General features: G+C 74.3%; 18 protein-coding genes. 10 read left to right on the top strand and 8 right to left on the bottom strand.

Features of this window, described 5'->3' with window-relative positions:
- The first annotated feature begins 389 nt into the window (after window positions 1–389).
- Both SYYSPA8_RS15485 and SYYSPA8_RS15490 read left to right on the top strand, forming a co-directional pair.
- The gene (locus SYYSPA8_RS15485; RefSeq protein WP_323447735.1) at window positions 390–995 is read left to right on the top strand and encodes an ankyrin repeat domain-containing protein; all 606 of its coding nucleotides are present in this window, start codon (window positions 390–392) and stop codon (window positions 993–995) included.
- Complete coding sequence (locus tag SYYSPA8_RS15490; RefSeq protein WP_323447736.1) at window positions 992–2,161, top strand: YncE family protein; 1,170 nt, start codon at window positions 992–994, stop codon at window positions 2,159–2,161. The genes SYYSPA8_RS15485 and SYYSPA8_RS15490 overlap by 4 nt, the downstream gene beginning before the upstream one ends.
- Window positions 2,162–2,209: 48 nt before the next feature.
- On the opposite strand, the gene SYYSPA8_RS15495 is transcribed toward SYYSPA8_RS15490, so the two are convergent.
- On the bottom strand, window positions 2,210–2,836 hold the full coding sequence (locus tag SYYSPA8_RS15495) for a YigZ family protein (RefSeq protein WP_323447737.1): 627 nt from the start codon (window positions 2,834–2,836) through the stop codon (window positions 2,210–2,212).
- 62 nt (window positions 2,837–2,898) lie between these two features.
- On the opposite strand from SYYSPA8_RS15495, the gene SYYSPA8_RS15500 reads away from it, so the two are divergent.
- On the top strand, window positions 2,899–3,405 hold the full coding sequence (locus tag SYYSPA8_RS15500) for a CoA-binding protein (RefSeq protein WP_323447738.1): 507 nt from the start codon (window positions 2,899–2,901) through the stop codon (window positions 3,403–3,405).
- Window positions 3,406–3,448: 43 nt separating this feature from the next.
- Here the strand turns inward: SYYSPA8_RS15500 and SYYSPA8_RS15505 are convergent, their stop codons facing one another.
- Together SYYSPA8_RS15505 and SYYSPA8_RS15510 are read right to left on the bottom strand one after the other, a co-directional pair.
- The gene (locus SYYSPA8_RS15505) at window positions 3,449–4,003 is read right to left on the bottom strand and encodes a YbaK/EbsC family protein (protein ID WP_323447739.1); all 555 of its coding nucleotides are present in this window, start codon (window positions 4,001–4,003) and stop codon (window positions 3,449–3,451) included.
- 130 nt (window positions 4,004–4,133) lie between these two features.
- Window positions 4,134–4,709 carry a helix-turn-helix domain-containing protein gene (locus SYYSPA8_RS15510; protein WP_323447740.1) on the bottom strand — a complete coding sequence of 192 codons (576 nt, stop codon included), beginning with the start codon at window positions 4,707–4,709 and terminating at the stop codon, window positions 4,134–4,136.
- Between the two features lie 88 nt (window positions 4,710–4,797).
- Here SYYSPA8_RS15510 and SYYSPA8_RS15515 point away from each other — a divergent pair, with 88 nt between their 5' ends.
- Window positions 4,798–5,709, top strand: coding sequence for an EamA family transporter (locus SYYSPA8_RS15515; RefSeq protein ID WP_323447741.1), 912 nt, complete (start codon window positions 4,798–4,800; stop codon window positions 5,707–5,709).
- A gap of 89 nt (window positions 5,710–5,798) precedes the next feature.
- Here SYYSPA8_RS15515 and SYYSPA8_RS15520 read toward each other — a convergent pair whose 3' ends face one another.
- Window positions 5,799–6,569, bottom strand: a complete 771-nt coding sequence (locus tag SYYSPA8_RS15520) for an acyltransferase (protein WP_323447742.1) — start codon at window positions 6,567–6,569, stop codon at window positions 5,799–5,801.
- Between the two features lie 493 nt (window positions 6,570–7,062).
- Between SYYSPA8_RS15520 and SYYSPA8_RS15525 the strand changes: the two genes are divergently transcribed.
- The 5 genes from SYYSPA8_RS15525 to SYYSPA8_RS15545 all read left to right on the top strand — a co-directional run bounded on the left by SYYSPA8_RS15525 (window position 7,063) and on the right by SYYSPA8_RS15545 (window position 11,962).
- A complete protein-coding gene (locus SYYSPA8_RS15525) occupies window positions 7,063–9,003 on the top strand; it encodes a sensor histidine kinase (RefSeq protein WP_323447743.1) in 1,941 nt (646 codons plus the stop codon).
- A gap of 146 nt (window positions 9,004–9,149) precedes the next feature.
- Window positions 9,150–9,566 carry a roadblock/LC7 domain-containing protein gene (locus SYYSPA8_RS15530; protein ID WP_323447744.1) on the top strand — a complete coding sequence of 139 codons (417 nt, stop codon included), beginning with the start codon at window positions 9,150–9,152 and terminating at the stop codon, window positions 9,564–9,566.
- On the top strand, window positions 9,566–9,925 hold the full coding sequence (locus tag SYYSPA8_RS15535) for a DUF742 domain-containing protein (RefSeq protein WP_323447745.1): 360 nt from the start codon (window positions 9,566–9,568) through the stop codon (window positions 9,923–9,925). The genes SYYSPA8_RS15530 and SYYSPA8_RS15535 overlap by 1 nt, the downstream gene beginning before the upstream one ends.
- The gene (locus SYYSPA8_RS15540; protein ID WP_323447746.1) at window positions 9,906–10,661 is read left to right on the top strand and encodes a GTP-binding protein; all 756 of its coding nucleotides are present in this window, start codon (window positions 9,906–9,908) and stop codon (window positions 10,659–10,661) included. Before SYYSPA8_RS15535 ends, SYYSPA8_RS15540 begins: the two co-directional genes overlap by 20 nt.
- Window positions 10,646–11,962 (top strand): cytochrome P450, encoded by a 1,317-nt coding sequence (locus tag SYYSPA8_RS15545; protein WP_323447747.1) that lies wholly within the window; start codon window positions 10,646–10,648, stop codon window positions 11,960–11,962. Before SYYSPA8_RS15540 ends, SYYSPA8_RS15545 begins: the two co-directional genes overlap by 16 nt.
- A gap of 37 nt (window positions 11,963–11,999) precedes the next feature.
- Here the strand turns inward: SYYSPA8_RS15545 and SYYSPA8_RS15550 are convergent, their stop codons facing one another.
- The 3 genes from SYYSPA8_RS15550 to SYYSPA8_RS15560 form a co-directional block, all read right to left on the bottom strand.
- Window positions 12,000–13,226 (bottom strand): cytochrome P450, encoded by a 1,227-nt coding sequence (locus tag SYYSPA8_RS15550; protein ID WP_323447748.1) that lies wholly within the window; start codon window positions 13,224–13,226, stop codon window positions 12,000–12,002.
- A 244-nt stretch (window positions 13,227–13,470) separates the two neighbouring features.
- Complete coding sequence (locus tag SYYSPA8_RS15555; protein ID WP_323447749.1) at window positions 13,471–14,004, bottom strand: gamma carbonic anhydrase family protein; 534 nt, start codon at window positions 14,002–14,004, stop codon at window positions 13,471–13,473.
- A gap of 60 nt (window positions 14,005–14,064) precedes the next feature.
- On the bottom strand, window positions 14,065–14,517 hold the full coding sequence (locus SYYSPA8_RS15560) for a DUF4442 domain-containing protein (RefSeq protein ID WP_323447750.1): 453 nt from the start codon (window positions 14,515–14,517) through the stop codon (window positions 14,065–14,067).
- Between the two features lie 176 nt (window positions 14,518–14,693).
- Between SYYSPA8_RS15560 and SYYSPA8_RS15565 the strand changes: the two genes are divergently transcribed.
- The gene (locus tag SYYSPA8_RS15565) at window positions 14,694–15,824 is read left to right on the top strand and encodes a hypothetical protein (protein ID WP_323447751.1); all 1,131 of its coding nucleotides are present in this window, start codon (window positions 14,694–14,696) and stop codon (window positions 15,822–15,824) included.
- A gap of 36 nt (window positions 15,825–15,860) precedes the next feature.
- On the opposite strand, the gene SYYSPA8_RS15570 is transcribed toward SYYSPA8_RS15565, so the two are convergent.
- The gene (locus SYYSPA8_RS15570; protein WP_323447752.1) at window positions 15,861–16,706 is read right to left on the bottom strand and encodes a spermidine synthase; all 846 of its coding nucleotides are present in this window, start codon (window positions 16,704–16,706) and stop codon (window positions 15,861–15,863) included.
- Between the last annotated feature and the right edge of the window lie 49 nt (window positions 16,707–16,755).

Below are 16,755 nucleotides of genomic sequence, written 5' to 3' on the forward strand. Positions count from 1 at the left end.
CCTCTGCCGGAACCGCCGGAACCGCTCCACGGATCACGCCCCGGAGCGTTCCGGGACCGCCGGAAGGAGCGATACGACATCGAGACTTTCGGCCTGCTGGTTCCGGCCATGCCCGCGCCGCGCCGGGCCGCGCCGGGCCGGGCCGCGCTCGGCACAGCCCCGGTGCCCCGGTCCCGGCCACGCTCCCGCTGCGTACGGCCGCACCGGGCCCCGGACCGCATGTCCGCCGCACCCTCGAACCGCGCATCCGCCGCGCCCCCGCATCGGCCGATCGGCCGACACCGGGGTCGGCCGCCCGGCGCACGACGGACCCCAGGAGGGCGGAGGGAGGACCTCCGGAAGCTGTCGGAGGATAGGTGGACATCCGCCGCCGTCGTTGGGAGCCCTCCGTGAACCCCGGGAACACCGTCCACCACCAGCTGCTGGCAGCCGCCGAACGCGGTGACGACGCCGGGGTGCGCGCCGCCCTGGCGGCCGGTGCCGATGTCGGGGCGCGCGATGCGGAGCTGCGCACCCCGCTGCTGCTCGCGGCGCTGGGGGACCATGTCCAGGCCGCCCGTACCCTGGTCGCCGCCGGCGCCGACCCCAACGCCCAGGACCGCCGGCACGACAGTGCCTGGCTGGTCACCGGCGTGACCGGCAGTGTGGCGATGATGCGGGTGCTGCTGCCCGGCGGGCCGGACGTACGGCTGCGGAACCGTTTCGGCGGTGTCTCCGTCATCCCGGCGAGCGAGCGCGGCCATGTCGCGTACGTCCGGGCGGTGCTGGCGGAGACCGACATCGAGGTGGACCACGTCAACGACCTGGGGTGGACGGCGCTGCTGGAGGCGGTGATCCTCGGCGACGGCGGACCCGCCCACCAGGAGGTCGTGCGGCTGCTGCTGGCCGCCGGTGCGGACCGCGGCCTCGCCGACAAGGACGGGGTCACTCCGCTGACGCACGCGGAGCGCCGCGGCTTCACGGAGCTGGCCGAACTGCTGCGGAGCGCCCGGTGAACCGCCGCGCCCTCGCGCTGGTCGTCGCCCCGGTGCTGGCCGCCCTCCTCGCCGGGTGCACGACGGACACGGCCCGGGACACGGCGGCGAGCACGGACACGGGCACAGGCACAGCACCAGGACCGGAGGCAGGCAGCGGCCCACGGGCGACCGCGAGCGCGCCGGCCCCCCAGGACCGTTCCCCGGGCCGCCCCACCCCTTCCGGCACCCTGCTCGTCGCGGACTTCGGCGGCGACACCGTGACCTTCCTCGACCCGGTGCGCGGACCCCTCGCCTCCGTACGGGTCGGCACCGCGCCCTACGGGCTGGCCGTGGGCGCCGACGGCCGGGCGTGGGTCGCCACCGCCGAGGGCGTCGCGATCGTCGACACCCGTACCCGCGAGAGCCTCGGCCGGATCCCGTACCGGACCGACACGGGCCCGGTCACCACCGGGGAGTACCGGGGCGGCGGCATGGGGATCGCGCTCTCCCCCGACGGCAGGCGCGTGTACGCCGGGGTCAACGTGCCCGACGGCCCGGGGGTGCTGGAGGTCATCGACACGGCCGCCCGGAAGGTGACCGCGACCGTGCCGGTCGGCCGCCGTCCTTTCGACGTCGACGTCTCCCGCGACGGCCGTGAGGTCTACGCCACCAACCACGACTCCTTCGACGTCACCGCCGTGCGCACCGACGATCTGCGCGCCCGCCGGCACGAGGTCGCCCCGTACGGCACCGAGGGCGGGCTCGGGTCCTGGCTCAAACCGCACTACGCGGTGGTCGGCGCGGACGGCCGGCTGCTGCTGCCGTTCGAAGGGGAGCGGCTGGCGGTGCTCGATCCGCGCACCGGGCGGGTGACGGTGGAGCGGATGACCGCCGACACCCATCAGCACGGGGTCGCGCTCACCCCCGACGGCACGCTGCTCGCCGTCGGAACCGGCCCCATCGGCTCCGCCGACAAGGAGCCCTCCCTGACCGTCCGAGCCCCGGACGGCACGGAACGCGTCATACCACTGGAGGGTCCGCACGAGGACGTGGCGGTCTCCCGCGACGGGCGCACCGCGTACGTCACCGGAGGCTTCACCCGGGACGGCCACTGGGACGGGATCACCGTCGTCGATCTCGACCGGGGCACCACCCGGCGGCTCCCGGGCGGCAGCCGGCCGCTGGGGATCGCCGTGCTCCCGTAACGGGAAAACGGCCGGGGGGCGGGTCGGCGGAGTCGGCGGGTCCCGGCGTCAGACGTCGCCGTACGCCTCGCCGCCCGCCTCGAAGCCGGCCGTGCCCGCCGTGACATCCGCCAGCCAGGCGCGGAAGGCCGGTACGTCGGCGTCCGGCAGCCCGACCTCGATGGTGGCGCGCTCGCCGTACCGCACCTCGCGCACGGTCCGCCCGGCGGACCGCAGCTCGTTCTCCAGCTTGCCCGCCCGCTGGACGTCCACGGTGACGGTGACGATCCGGAAGCGCTGCCGGGTACGGGTGCCGAGCGCGTCCAGGGCCTCGCCGACCACTCCCCCGTACGCCCTGATCAGCCCGCCGGCGCCCAGCTTCACCCCGCCGTAGTAGCGGGTGACGACGGCCACCGCGTAACGGACCTCGCGCCGCATCAGCATCTGGAGCATCGGGACCCCCGCGGTCCCGCCGGGTTCGCCGTCGTCACTCGCCTTCTGCACGGAGGCGTCGGCGCCGATGACGTACGCAAAGCAGTTGTGCGTGGCGGTCGGGTGCTCCTTGCGGATACGGGCGACGAACGCCTGGGCCTCCTCCTCCGTCGCGGCGGGTGCCAGCGCGCAGAGGAAGCGCGACCTGTTGATCTCTGTCTCGTACACGCCCTCGCGGGCCACCGTCCGGTACTGCTCCTGCATCGCTCCACCCTAATCCGCCACCGGACGGGAATCCTCCGCGCGGGTCGCCCGTTGTTCCGGGCATGAACGCTGACCACGGGCAGGACAGGGCGCAGGACACGGCGGGTACGGGCACGACGGGCACGGACACAACGGGTACGGACACGGCAGGCAGGGACACGGGCGCGGCGGTGGAGCGGATCCTGACCGCCACCGGGGACACCTGGGCGGTGGTGGGGCTCTCCAACAACACCTCGCGCGCCGCCTACGGGGTGGCCCGGGTCCTGAAGGACTTCGGCAAGCGTGTGGTGCCCGTGCACCCCAAGGCGGAGACGGTGCACGGGGAGCGCGGCTACGCGAGCCTCGATCAGATCCCGTTCCCCGTCGATGTCGTCGACGTCTTCGTCAACGCGGACCTCGCGGGGCAGGTGGCCGACGAGGCCGTCGCGATCGGCGCGAAGGCGGTCTGGTTCCAGCTCGGGGTGGTGGACGACGGGGCGTACGCGAGGACCCGCGCCGCCGGTCTGGACATGGTGATGGACCGCTGCCCCGCGATCGAGATACCGGCGCTGGGCGGCGGCGCGCGCTGAGCGGACGCCCCCGGTCCAGTGCTGTGACCGGGGCCGGAGCCGGTCAGACGCCGAGGCCGTCGACCACCTCCGCGCCCGGCAGCGCGGCGAGCGCCTTGCCCGGCAGGATCAGCTTGCCGCGCCGGCGGCCGCTGCCGACGAGCACCCAGGGGGTCCCGGCGACCGCCGCGTCGATCAGCAGCGGCCAGTCGGCGGGCAGGCCGACGGGGGTGATGCCGCCGTACTCCATGCCGGTCAGGCCGGTCGCCGTCTCCATGGAGGCGAAGGACGCCTTGCGCGCGCCGAGCCGCTTGCGGACCACCCCGTTGACGTCGACCCGGGCGCCGGAGGGGACCACGCACGCGACGAGGGTGGTGTCGCCGCCGCGCTTGGCGGCCACCACCACGCAGTTGGCCGAGGACTCCATCAGTCCGGCGCCGTAGTGCGCGACGAAGGCGGCGGTGTCCGCGATCTCCGGGTCGGTGTCGACGAAGATCAGTTCGTCCGGCGGGACGTCGCCCGCGCCACCGCGTACCGCATCGGCGACGGGCGGCGTGAGCAGGTCCACGCAGTCGAGGGCGGGCCGGGCATGGTCGAAGTCACCGAGGGGAGCACGCATAGGGCTGACGCTAACAGCCTTTCCCCGCAGGCCCGATGACCGCCCGGCCGTCGACCGCCGGCCCGTTGACCACCGGCCCGGCGGCCGCCCGCACGGCTGCCACCGACACGCGCCCCGGCGGCCCGCGCCGTCAGCGCTTCACCGGCGGGACCGAGACCGTCATCGTCATCACCACCGCCGCCTTCCCCTCGTTGCGGTAGGCGTGCGGCCGGTCCGCCTCGAACGCCGCCGAGGCCCCGGCGGGGACCCGGTGCGCCTCGCCGTCGACCACGAGGGTCAGCTCGCCCTCGGCGACATGGAGCAGTTCCACCGTGCCGACGGCATGCGCGTCGGACTCGCTGCGGTCGCCCGGCATCAGCCGCCACTCCCACAACTCCAGTGGCACCGGCTTCTCCGCGCCCACGAGCAGCCGGCTGTGGCTTCCGGTGGACGTGGACCACATCCGTACCGACTGCTCCGGCGGAACGATCCGGACCTCGGCCCCCTCATCGGGGTCCAACAGCATGGTGAGGGAGACCCCGAGGGCGTCGGCGAGCTTCACCGTCGTCCCCACGCTGGGATTGGTCCGGGCCTGTTCAATCTGGATGATCATGCCCCGGCTGACGCCCGCGCGGGCCGCGAGCGCGTCCAGGGTGAGCCCCCGCTCGCCGCGCCAGTGCTTGAGATTGCGGGCGAGGGACTGCGTGAGCTGGTCGAGATCCGACACGTTCCGTCCAGTCGAGTGAAGGGAATAGTTCAAAATATTGGACTACAGTCCCGGGCAAACGTTCACTGCACTGTACTGCGAGGTCCGCATGACCGCACTGTTCGCCCTCGGCGCCGCCCTGCTCTGGGGGCTGGCCGACCTCGGCGGCGGGCTTCTCGCCCGGCGCGCTCCGGCCCTCACCGTGGTCGTGGTCTCCCAGACGCTCGCCGCCGCCGTCCTCGGTGCGGTCGTCCTCACCACCGGGGCGTGGCGGGAGGCCGGCCCCCAGCTCTGGTACGCGGTGGGGGCGGGCGCCGTCGGGCCGGTGGCGCTGCTCTGCTTCTACCGGGCGCTCGCCCTGGGGCCGATGGGTGTGGTCTCCCCGCTGGGGTCGCTCGGGGTCGCGGTGCCCGTGACGGTGGGACTGCTCCTCGGTGAGCGCCCCGGGCCGCTCCAGTTCACCGGCATCGGCGTCGCCGTCGCGGGGGTCGTCCTGGCGGGCGGCCCCGAGCTGCGCGGCGCACCCGCCCAACGGCGGACGGTGGCGCTCGCGCTGGGGGCCGCCCTGGGATTCGGAACGGTGATGGTGCTGATCACGGAGGCGTCCTCCGGCCTCCTCGGACTGTTCCTCGCCCTCTTCGTCCAGCGCGTCACCAACGTCGTCGTGGGCGGGGCCGCGCTCTGCGTCTCGGTCCGGCGCGGCGGCCGCGCGCTGCCGGCCGGCGGCCTCCGGGGGATCCTGCCCCCGGGCGGGCCGGGTGCCCGCTCCCGGAGCGGCGGCCCGGTGCTCGCGGCGGTGGCCGCGCTCGCGTTCGTGGGGCTGGCGGACGTCGCCGCCAACGGCGCGTACGCGCTCGCCGCCCGGAACGGTCCGGTCACGGTCGCCGCCGTGCTCGCCCATCTCCATCCGGTGGTGACCGTCCTCGCGGCGCTGCTGTTCCTCGGGGAACGGCTGCGGCCGGTGCAGACCACCGGCGCGGCGCTCGCGCTGACGGGCACGGTCCTGCTCGCGTCCGGCTGACGGCGCCGCGCGGCCGGACCCGGCCCGGACCCGGCCCCCGGGCCGCGCGGAAGACCTCCGGGGGCGCCTCCGGGAGACCTGGGACGCCCCTACTCCCCCCGCTCCGGCCGCCGTTCCCGCCGCTCCTGTTCCGCTTCCGCCGCGAGGGCGAGGAGCTGTTCCGGGGTGATGTCCTCGGGCAGCGGCACCGGTGCCGGGGTGCGCAGCGGCGGCTGCCATCCGGCGGCCGCGTCCCAGCTGCGGACGACCCGGGCCGGGGCGCCCGCCACCACGCAGTGGTCGGGCACCTCGCCGCGCACCACCGCTCCGGCGGCGACCACGACGTTGCGGCCGAGCCGGGCGCCCGGCAGCACCACGGCGCCGGTGCCCAGCCAGCAGCCGGGGCCGATCTCGACCGGTTCGGTGCGCGGCCACTGCTTGCCGACGGGCTGGTCGGGGTCGTCGTAACTGTGGTTGGTGGAGGTGATGTAGACGTAGGGGCCGCAGTAGGTGTCCGAGCCGATGGTGACCCGGGTGTCGGCGATGACATGACTCCCCCGGCCGAGCACCACACCGTTGCCCAGGGTGAGGATCGGGTCGGGGCCGAGGTCCAGGCCGGGCATCATGCCCGCCGTCAGGGTGACCTGCTCGCCGATGATGCAGTGGTCCCCCAGCTCGATCCAGCCCTCCCCGAAGACCGTGCCCTGGGGAAAGGCCAGCCGGGTGCCCTCGCCCAGCCGGCGGAACCGGAGCCGCCCGGGATGGGCGGCCGTCACGGAACCCGCCCGCCGCACCCCTTCCCAGCCCAGGTGCACCGCCCGGGTCAGCAGTGCGCGCCCCCAGCGGGACGGTGAGGCGAACAGATTTCCGTTGATGGGCACCCGATCACGGTAAACGCCCCGAACCGGACGGCTCGGGGCGATGACCTGTGATCTTCACCCCACGCACGGCCCGCCCACGGCCCACGCACGGCCCTTCGAGCGGCCCGGCGACACCGTTCACGACCCCCGGATGACCGAAAAGCGCCGCCCGGATCCGCCACCGCACCCCGCAGGGCGCTCCGGCACCCGCCCGCCGGGCCCCTCGCACCGGCCTCCGGGCCGTCATTCCCAAGGATCCTGCGGAATCCGCATCTATCACGACCACCGCCACCGGACGACGACTTCGGGTCTAACTGCACCGTTCCGTGGCCCACAAGGCCCTGTACGCGGTCAGTGGCCATGACACGTGACTAGCATGAGCGCCACATACGTGCGGATGATCACCACCAACTCGCGTTGGCCGCTCTTGTGTTCGGCACCGCCACCGGCCCGGCGGCCCGGCAGCCCCATCGATCCGTACCCGCCCCGGACTCCAGCAGCGAGGGACCGCACCATGTCAGTGCCCGTCACGCGCGCACCGCGCCGTATACGTTCGCCACGGCCCCGCTCCCTGGCCGCCCCCGCGGCGTCGCTCCTGGTGGCCGCGGCGGCCTGCGGTGCGGTCGGCGCGCTGGCGCCCCCGGCCGCGCGGGCGTGGGTCGTGGGGACCGCCTCGGTGGCCTGGCTCTGCCTGGCCGTCGCCGTACTCGCCGCCGCCCGTACCGCCCGCCGGCTGCGCTCGGCGGCGGCCGCCGCCGGGGACGAACTGCGGACGCTGCGCGCCCACGGCGAGCGGACGGCCGCGGAGGCCGCCCGGCTCGCGGATGTCACCCTCCCCGCCGTGGCCGCGCGGCTGCGCCAGGGCGGTGCCCCGGATCCCTCGATCCCGCCGTCGGAGCCCTCGCTGCGGCGGGTGCTCCAGCTCTTCACCGCCGAGATCGCGGCGGGCGAGCAGCGCGTGCGGACGATCGGCGCCGCCCATGACGCGGCCGAGCGGCGGCTCGCGGAGACGGCCGCCGGGCTGGAGCGGCTGACGGCCGTCACCCTGCCCGCCGCCGTCGAACGGCTGCGCGGCGGGGCTTCCGCCGACACCGCGCTCGCCGAGCTGGAGCGGCCGGAGGACCCCCGGCTGCGCGCGGCGCTGGAGACCGTCGTCCGCGAACTGGCCTTCAGCGAGCGGCGCGGAGCGGCGGCACGGCAGGTCAGCGTCAAGGTGCTGAGCCGGGTCCAGGCCAAGGCCGTGAGCATGCTGGCCGATCTGCGGGACATGCAGGATCGTCACAGCGAAGAGGTGTTCGGGGACCTGCTCGGTCTCGACCACAACACCTCGCAGCTCGGTCTGCTGACGGACCGGCTGTCGCTGCTGATGGGCGGCCGGGCGAGCCGGGCGTGGAACAAGCCGATCGTGATGGAGTCGATCCTGCGCGGCGCCGTCGGCCGGATCGCGGCGTATCGGCGGGTACGGCTCCACTCGACCAGCAACGCGTCGGTCGTCGGCTACGCGGCCGAGGGCGTGATGCACCTGCTCGCCGAACTCATGGACAACGCGGCCAACTTCTCCCCGCCGATCGACGAGGTCCATGTCTATGTCGAGGAGCGGATGACCGGCCTGGTCGTCACCATCGAGGACAGCGGGCTGAAGATGCCGGACGCCGCCATGCGGCGGGCCGAGGCGGCGGTCGCCGGCCGAGACCACGACCTGGCCCTGCTGCGGAGCACCCGGCTGGGGCTCGTGGTGGTGGGGCTGCTGGCGGTCAAGTACCGCATGAGCGTCAGTTTCCGGCCGTCCTCCCGGGGCGGTACGGGAGTGGTCGTGCTCTTCCCGCCGGAGCTGCTGCACCAGACCCGCAGCGCACCGCCCGAGCAGGACCTGCGGGTGCGTGAGCAGGATCCGCGGGCGCCTGAGCACGACCTGCGGGCGCCCGGGCAGGAGCGGGAATCAGCCGGCCCGGACCACGTTCCGGAGCAGTGGACACAGACCGCCGGCCCCGTACGGACACCGGCACCGACGCGGACACCGGCGGCTCGGACCCAGACGCCGGCCGGCCCGCAGGGGCCGCGTCCGCGGCCGGACACCCCGCCGCCGGCCCCCGCCACCGCTCCTGCTCCCGCTCCCGCGGCCAGGCCGTCGCTGCCGGCCCGCTCGGCACCCCCGCTGGCGACACCGGGCGGGCTGCCGGTGCGGCCCCCGGGCCGCACCATGGCCGCCGCCGACCGGGGCCGCTCGGAGGCCGCCGAGCGCGGCGGGCAGTCCTCCGCCGCGCCCTCCCGGGACGTCGGGGAACGGTTCGGCGCCTTCCACCGGGCCCGCAGGGAACGCAACGCCCCCCCGGCCGCTCTCCCGCCGTCGGAAGGCGGCCCGGACACGCGCACGGACCACCGACCGGACCACCGCCCGGACCACCGCACCGACACGCGCCCGGCCGGCGGCCCACCGGGTCCCGCCGACCGGTGACCCCGGGAGCCCGATGACCGCGTGGGGGCGCGTCCCCCCGTACCCCGGGCCCCGTACCGAGACGAAGACGAAGACGAACGCACCACGGAAGACAGGAGGCAGGGACCGGGAGGGCCGGACCGTCCGGCGCACCCGCCCCACGCACCATGCAGACGACGGACAACAGCCTGACCTGGCTACTGGAAAACCTGCTCGACCGCACACCGGGCACCCGGCACGCCCTGGTCCTCTCCCGGGACGGGCTGAAGCTCTGCTGGACCCCGCATCTGACGCTCGACCAGGCCGACCAGCTCGCCGCGATCTGCTCCGGCATCCAGGCGCTGGCCCAGGGCGCCTCGGTCGAGTTCGGTGACGGCAAGGGCGGCGTACGGCACTCCATGACGGAGTTCCACGGAGGGCTGCTCTTCATCGTGGAGGCGGGTGCGGGCGCGCATCTCGCGGTCGTCGCCGCCGACGGCGCGGACCCGGGGGCCGTGGGCCACCAGATGACCGAACTGGTCGAGCAGATCGGTGAACACCTGCGGGCCGAGCCGCGCAGCACACCGCCAAAGACCCGGCTCTGATGGCGCGGCGCCCCGTCGACATGGGGGACCCCGACCGGCTCTACACCGTCACCCAGGGGCGCAGCCGCCCCGACGACGAGGCGTTCGACCTGGTCACCCTGGTGGTGAGCGAGTCCGGGCCGACGCCCGGCATGCAGTCGGAGCACACACGGATCCTCGAACTGTGCCGGCATCCCATCGCGGTCGTGGAGATCTCCGCGGAACTGCGGCTGCCGATCACGGTGGTACGGATCCTGCTCGGCGACCTCCTGTCGACGGGGCGTATCACCGCCCGCCACCCGCGGGCGGGGCGCTCCCTGATCGATCTGCCCGACTCGGCCCTCTTGGAGGAGGTGCTCCATGGACTCCGTAACCTCTGAAACCTCTGAAACCTCCGCCGTCTCCGCGGCCCCTGATGTCTCCGGCGCCTCCGGGATCTCCGGCATCTCCGGCATCCCCGATACCCCTGGCCTCTCCGGTGCCCAGGATGCTCCCGGTGTCTCCCGTCCGCCCCGCCACCAGGCCCCGCTGGCCCACTCCGCCGAGACCGGTCTGAAGATCGTGGTCGTCGGCGGTTTCGGCGTCGGGAAGACCACGCTGGTGCGGTCCGTCAGCGAGATCCGCCCGCTGAACACGGAGGAGGTGATGACCCAGGCCGGGATCGGCGTGGACGAGCCCGCCGGGCCCACCGGCAAGACCACCACGACGGTCGCCTTCGACTTCGGCCGGATCAGCCTCAACGAGCGGCTGGTCCTGTACTTGTTCGGCGCACCGGGGCAGGAGCGCTTCTGGTTCCTGTGGGACCGGCTGTTCTCCGGCACCCTCGGCGCGGTCGTCCTGGTCGACACCCGGCGGGTGAGCGACTCCTGGTACGCGATCGACCGCCTCGAACACCACCGGACGCCCTTCGTGGTGGCGGTGAACCGCTTCGACGGCGACCACCCGGTCCACTCGCTGGACGAGGTCCGGCAGGCGCTGTCGCTGGACCCCCGGGTACCGATGATCGACTGTGACGCCCGGGTGCGCTCCTCCGGGAAACAGGTGCTGATCAACCTTGTCGACCATCTGCGAGCGCTGGCCACGGCCAGGGAGACGACACCATGGACCACACGGTGAACGCGACGGACCACGGCACGGGCCACGGCACGGGCCACGGTGGCACCCCTCCGGCGGCGGAGCCGCCCCCGGGCTGCCCCGCGCACGCGGGCGGAGCGGCGGCGGTCCGCCTCAGCGGCCTGGAGTACCAGCAGACCCCGTCCGAGCTGTACCGGGCGCTGCGGCGGGAGCACGGCCCGGTGGCGCCGGTACTGCTCGACGGTGGCATTCCGGCCTGGCTGGTACTGGGCTATGCCGAGGTCACCCATGTCACCGCCCACGACGAGCTGTTCGCCCGGGACTCGCGCCGCTGGAACCAGTGGCCGGCGATCCCGGCGGACTGGCCGCTGCTGCCCTTCGTCGGGCACCAGCCCTCCGTGCTCTTCACGGAGGGGGCCGAGCACCAGCGGCGGGCGGGCGTGATCACGCAGGCGCTGGAGGGGCTCGACCAGTTCGAGCTGGCCCAGTGGTGCCGGGAGATCGCGGACCAGCTGATCGACGGCTTCGCCGGGGGCGGGCGGGCCGAGCTGATGTCCTCGTACGCCCATGCCCTGCCCATGCGGGCCGCCGTGCGCATGTGCGGCATGCCGGCGGGCGGCGACGACACCGAGGATCTGGTGACCGATCTGCGGATCTCGCTGGACACGCAGGACGGCGACGACCCGGTGGCCGCGTACGTCCGGGTCCAGGAGCGGATCCAGCGGCTGGTGCGGGAGAAGCGGGCGGCGCCGGGCCCCGATGTCACCTCCCGGATGCTCACCCATCCGGCGGGGCTGACGGACGTCGAGATCGTGCAGGACCTGATCTCGGTGATCGCGGCAGCGCAGCAGCCCACGGGGAACTGGATCGGCAACGCGCTGCGGCTGATGCTCACCGACGACCGCTTCGCGCTCAATGTGTCCGGCGGCCGGCTGAGCGTCGGCCAGGCGCTCAACGAGGTGCTGTGGCTGGACACGCCCACGCAGAACTTCATCGGCCGGTGGGCGGTCCGCGACACCACGCTGGGCGGCCGGCGGATCCGGGCCGGGGACTGTCTGGTGCTGGGGCTCGCGGCCGCCAACACCGATCCGCAGATCTGGCCCGAGGGCCATGTGGGCGCGGAGAACTCCGCCCATCTCTCCTTCGGCAACGGCGAGCACCGCTGTCCCTATCCGGCGCCGCTGCTGGCGGACTCGGTGGCCCGTACGGCGATCGAGACGCTGCTGGAGCGGCTGCCGGACGTGGTGCTCGCCGCGGAGCCGGAGGAGCTGACCTGGCGCCCGTCGATCTGGATGCGGGGGCTGACGTCGCTGCCGGTGCGGTTCACGCCCGTCACGGCCTGACCCCGGAGGTACGGGGCGCGTTCTCAGCCGGGTGCGCTCAGTCGGGTACGGGGGTGAACCGCACCGGCAGCGCCTCGTACCCCCGGGTGAACACCCCCCGTTCCCGGGGCGTGAAGCCGTCGGCGAACCGCAGGTCCGGCATGGCGTCCAGCAGCTGGTTGACGCCCGCCTCCACCTCCGCGCGGGCGAGCAGCGCCCCGACGCAGAAGTGCCGGCCGAGGGCGAAGGCCAGATGTCCGGCGGCGGCGGAGAAGGCGGTGTCCGCGCCGAGGTCGTCGCGGAGGATGTCGAAGGTGTCGGGGTCGCGGTAGCGCTCGCCGTCCCGGTTGGCGGAGCCGATGAGGCAGGTCACGGTGGCCCCGGCGGGGATGGTGCCGCCGCTGACGGTGACCTCCTCCGCCGTCTGACGCATGATCATCTGTACGGGTGGGGAGTAGCGCAGGGTCTCCGCGAAGGCCCGGTCGATCAGGGAGCGGTCCGCGCGCACCGCCGCCAGCTGCTCCGGGTGGGCGAGCAGATTGGCGATCAGCGAGCCGATCGCCTTGTCCGTGGTATCGCCGCCGGCGGCGAGCAGCAGGCTGCAGAACGCCTTGATGTCCTCGTCGCTCATCCGCACACCGTCGACCTCGGCGGCGCACAGGGTGGAGAGCAGGTCGTCGCCCGGGGCCGCCCGGCGCTCGCGGATGACGGGGATGAGGTACGCGGCGAACTCGGCGCGGGTGCGTTCGCCGGCGGCGGTGACCTCCGGGTCCCCGGAGAGGTTGCCGAGGAAGGCGATGACGCTGGTGTACCAGCCGTGGAAGCGGGCGTGGTCGGCCTTGTCGAGGCCGAGCATGTCGGCGATGACGTTGACGGGGAAGCGGGTGGCGAAGGAGTCCACGAGGTCGGTCGTGCCGGTGTGCCGGAAGGAGTCGATGAGTTCGCGGGCGTTGCGCTCGATGACGGGGAGGAACTTCTCGCGCAGGTCGGTGCCGCGGAAGGCGGGGGCGACGAGGGCCCGTCGTACCGCGTGCTCCCGACCGCTGAGCTGGAGGATGGTCCGGCCGTGCACCGGTTCGACCTGCCAGTCGTAGTTCTCGGTGGTGTACTGGCCCGCCTTGTCCTTGAAGGCGCGTTCGACGTCCTCGTAGCGGGAGACGACATAGCTGCGGGTGGCTTCGTGCCACAGCAGCGGCGTGTGCTCGCGCAGGGCCCGGTAGGCCGGGTAGGGGTCCTCGGCGAACTCCGGGGACAGCAGGTCGGGGACCGGGTGGGGGGTTGCCATGTGCGCTCCCTCTGCGTGGTGGACGACGGCCCTCACGCTAGGGGCGGCCGACTCGGCCAAGACAGACTGATCTTGGCCGAATCCAGATGTCCGCTTCTCCCTGAATGGCAGATTCCGCGCAGCCGCGGACGGTGGGCGAGGAGAGGGCGGGGAGGGCCCGCCGGCCGGCCCGGCCGGAAGTGGTGGTGATGCGGTGGGGACGCGCGGGGGACGCGGCCGGGCGGTCAGTCGCGCGGCCGGGCGGTCAGTCGCGGGGCACGGCGGCGCGGTGCGTCTCGGCCAGGTCGCGGTAGACGGCGGCGTTGAGGGCGATGCCCGCGCGCTCCTCCTCGGTCAGCTCCCGCCGGACCTTGGCGGGGACGCCCGCGACCAGCGAGCCGGGCGGGACCACCATCCCCTGCGGGACGAGCGCCTGCGCGGCGACGAGGGAACCGGCCCCGATGCGGGCGCCGTTGAGGACCGTCGCGCCCATGCCGATGAGGACGTCGTCCTCGACCGTGCAGCCGTGCAGCACGGCATTGTGGCCGACGGACACCCGCTCGCCCACGGTGACCGGAAAACCCGGGTCGACATGGACGGTGCAGTTGTCCTGGATGTTGGAGTCGGCGCCGATGACGATGGGGCCGCAGTCGGCGCGCAGCACGGCGTGGTACCAGACGCCGGAGCCGGGGGCGAGCCGGACCTCGCCGACGACGACGGAGGTCGGCGCGGTGAAGGCGTCCGGCGCGATGTCCGGCTCCTTGCCGCCCACGGCGGCGATCCAGGGTCCTTCGGTCATCGCGCTCTCCTTCCGGCGTGTGCCCCTCGGCCCACGCCGGGGCAGCCTATCCAGGGGTGGTCAGGCGTTCGGGCGGAGGGTCCAGACGATGGTCATCTCGCCGGTGACGGCCTCGTCGGCCCGGTGGATGGAGACCTGGACGGGGAACTCGGGGCGTCCGCCCGCGTCGAGTTCGGCGACGATGTCGGCGGCCGGGCGGCCGAGGACGGCGGTGGCGGTCACCTCGCCCATGGCCAGCTTGCGGTAGGCGATGTCCGCGCGGACGGCGAGGGGGACGGCCCGGTTCAGCAGATGGCCGAAGGCGGCCATGACGACGGCGCCGCTCGCGGACTCGGCGAGGGTGAACATCGCTCCGGCGTGCGGTCCGCCGATGTGGTTGTGGAAGGCGGACCGGTCCGGGAGGCGCAGGACGGCGCGCTCCGCTGTGGTCTCCAGGAACTCCAGCCCCAGGGTCCCGACCATGGGGACGGTGGCGGCGAGGAGTTCGCCGACGGACTTCTGATCAGCGCTCATGACCGCGATGTTACCTATGAGTAGCAATCTTGGCCATGCTCTTCGGCACGGCGGCCGGCGGGGCTCCTCGCGCTGTGGCCGGCGATGGGCCGACGAGTCGCCCACGGGTGGCCGATAGGTGTCTGATGAGTGGCTGATATGACCGAGGCGGCACGGCGGACCTATGGTTACTCGCCATGTGGCCAGGACAGCAGCAGCCCGGCGGCGCGAGCCCCCCGCCCGATCCCCATCAGCGGCCGGGGCAGTGGCCCGGACCGCAGGGGACGCCGAATCCGTACCAGCAGCCCGGGTATCCCCCGTCCGGCCCGTGCCCCCCGTCCGGCCCCCAGCAGCACAACCCGTACGCCCAGCAGCCCCCGGGGTATCCGGGCGCACCGCAGCCGTACGGACCGGGACACGGACATGGGTACGGGCACGGCCACGGGTACGGCGGCCCGCAGGGCCCGGACGGCGGACCGGACGACGACCGGGACCGCAGGCGCACGCGGGCGGTGGCGATCGGTGCCGTCGCGGCGGTCGTCGCGACGGCGGTCGTCACCGGCGTGGTCGTCCTGCGGACCGGTGACGCGGGCGACCGGGACGCGGAGGCCGCCGGGAAGTCCACCGGACCGGTTCCGGCCGCCCCGCCGGTGGCCGGAACTGGCGGGGAACCGGAGGAGACGCCCGCGGACCCGGCGCGGAACCCGCGCGGGACGGACGAGGCCCGGCCCACCGTCCAGGGGTGGAAGGTCGTCACCAACCCCAAGCACGGCACCCGGTTCGACGTGCCCCCGGAGTGGGAGGTCGTCTCCTCCGGGATCAGCACCTTCCTGGAGGACCGGGCCAAGGGCGGCGGCGCACCGCTCGTCACGATGTCCGGGCCCGCGCACTTCAAACCGAAGGCGTGCACCGGCGACACGAACGGCGACGGTGTCACGGAGACCTCGGGGCGGGCCACCGTCGGCACGAAGGGCGGCAAGGGGGCCAAGGACACCTCGTCCGCGGCGACGGCCGAGGCGGGTGTCTGGGCGTGGGGGGCGTACGCGCAGACGGAGCCCAGGGGCACGGTACGGACGGCACCGGCCCGGCCGTACACCACCGCTTCGGGGCTGAAGGGCAGCCTGGCGACGGCGACGGCGGTCGGCGTACGCAAGGGTTCGGCCTGCGCGAGCGACGGCAAGGCGGCCGCCTTCACCTTCCTGGATCCCGCGGGCGAGTTCCGTACCTGGGTGCTCTACGCGGACAGGAACGTCCCGGACGAGGTGCCGGACGCGACGGTCGAGAAGATCCTGAGCACGCTCCGGCTGACGGGGACGGAGCAGCGCTGAGCCGCGTCCGCCCGCCGGCAGCGGCCCGTGCCCGGGTCAGCCGATGCCGAAGGAGCCCTGCGGCGGCTCGGGCGACGGCCGGGCGCCGGCGTCCGTGACGGGTGCAGCGTCCCCGGTGAGCCGGTCCAGCTCCGCGCCGTCCACCACGCGCGCCGGGAACGGGTCGGCGGCGGTCCGGCGGGCCAGCGCGGCGAGGTCGGGCGGGGTGTGCGCGGCGACGACGACCACGTTGCCGAAGCGGCGGCCGCGCAGCACGGCCGGTTCGGCGACCACGGCCAGCTCCGCGAAGACCTCGCGGAAGGTGGCGAGCTGGGAGCGGAGGAAGCCGAAGGGGGCGCCGTCGGCGATGTTGGCGGCGTGGATGCCGCCGGGGCGCAGCACGCGGGCCACGGCCCGCGCGTACTCCACCGAAGTGAGCGCGGCGGGCACCCGCGAGCCGCCGAAGACATCGGCGACGACGACGTCGGCGCTGTCGGCCGGTGCCGTGTCGATCCAGGCGCGGGCGTCCCCCGCGCACACCGTGACACCGGATCCGGCGGGCAGCGGCAGGACCTCCCCGACCAGGTCGATCAGCCCCCGGTCGGCTTCGACGGCGGTCTGGCGGGAGCCGGGCCGTACGGCGGCGACATAGCGCGGCAGGGTCAGCGCTCCGGCGCCGAGGTGGACCACGTCCAGCGGGGTCCCCGCGGTCCCGTGCACGTCGATCACGTGGGCCAGCCGCCGGGCGTACTCGAACTCCAGGTGCTCGGGGTCGTCCAGGTCGACGTACGACTGGGGGGCGCCGTCGACCGTCAGCAGCCAGGCCCGTTCCCGGTCGACGTCGGGCAGCAGCCGGGCGGTGCCGAGGTCCACGGCGCGGGTCACGGGGAGGGGTTCGTCCACCGTTCCATTGTCGTACGGCCGCCGCCGGGCACCGGGGGCGGGGGCCGGG

Origin of the sequence: Streptomyces yaizuensis, from assembly GCF_034961445.1 — a bacterium.
In the GTDB taxonomy this organism is placed as follows: Bacteria; Actinomycetota; Actinomycetes; order Streptomycetales; family Streptomycetaceae; genus Streptomyces; species Streptomyces yaizuensis.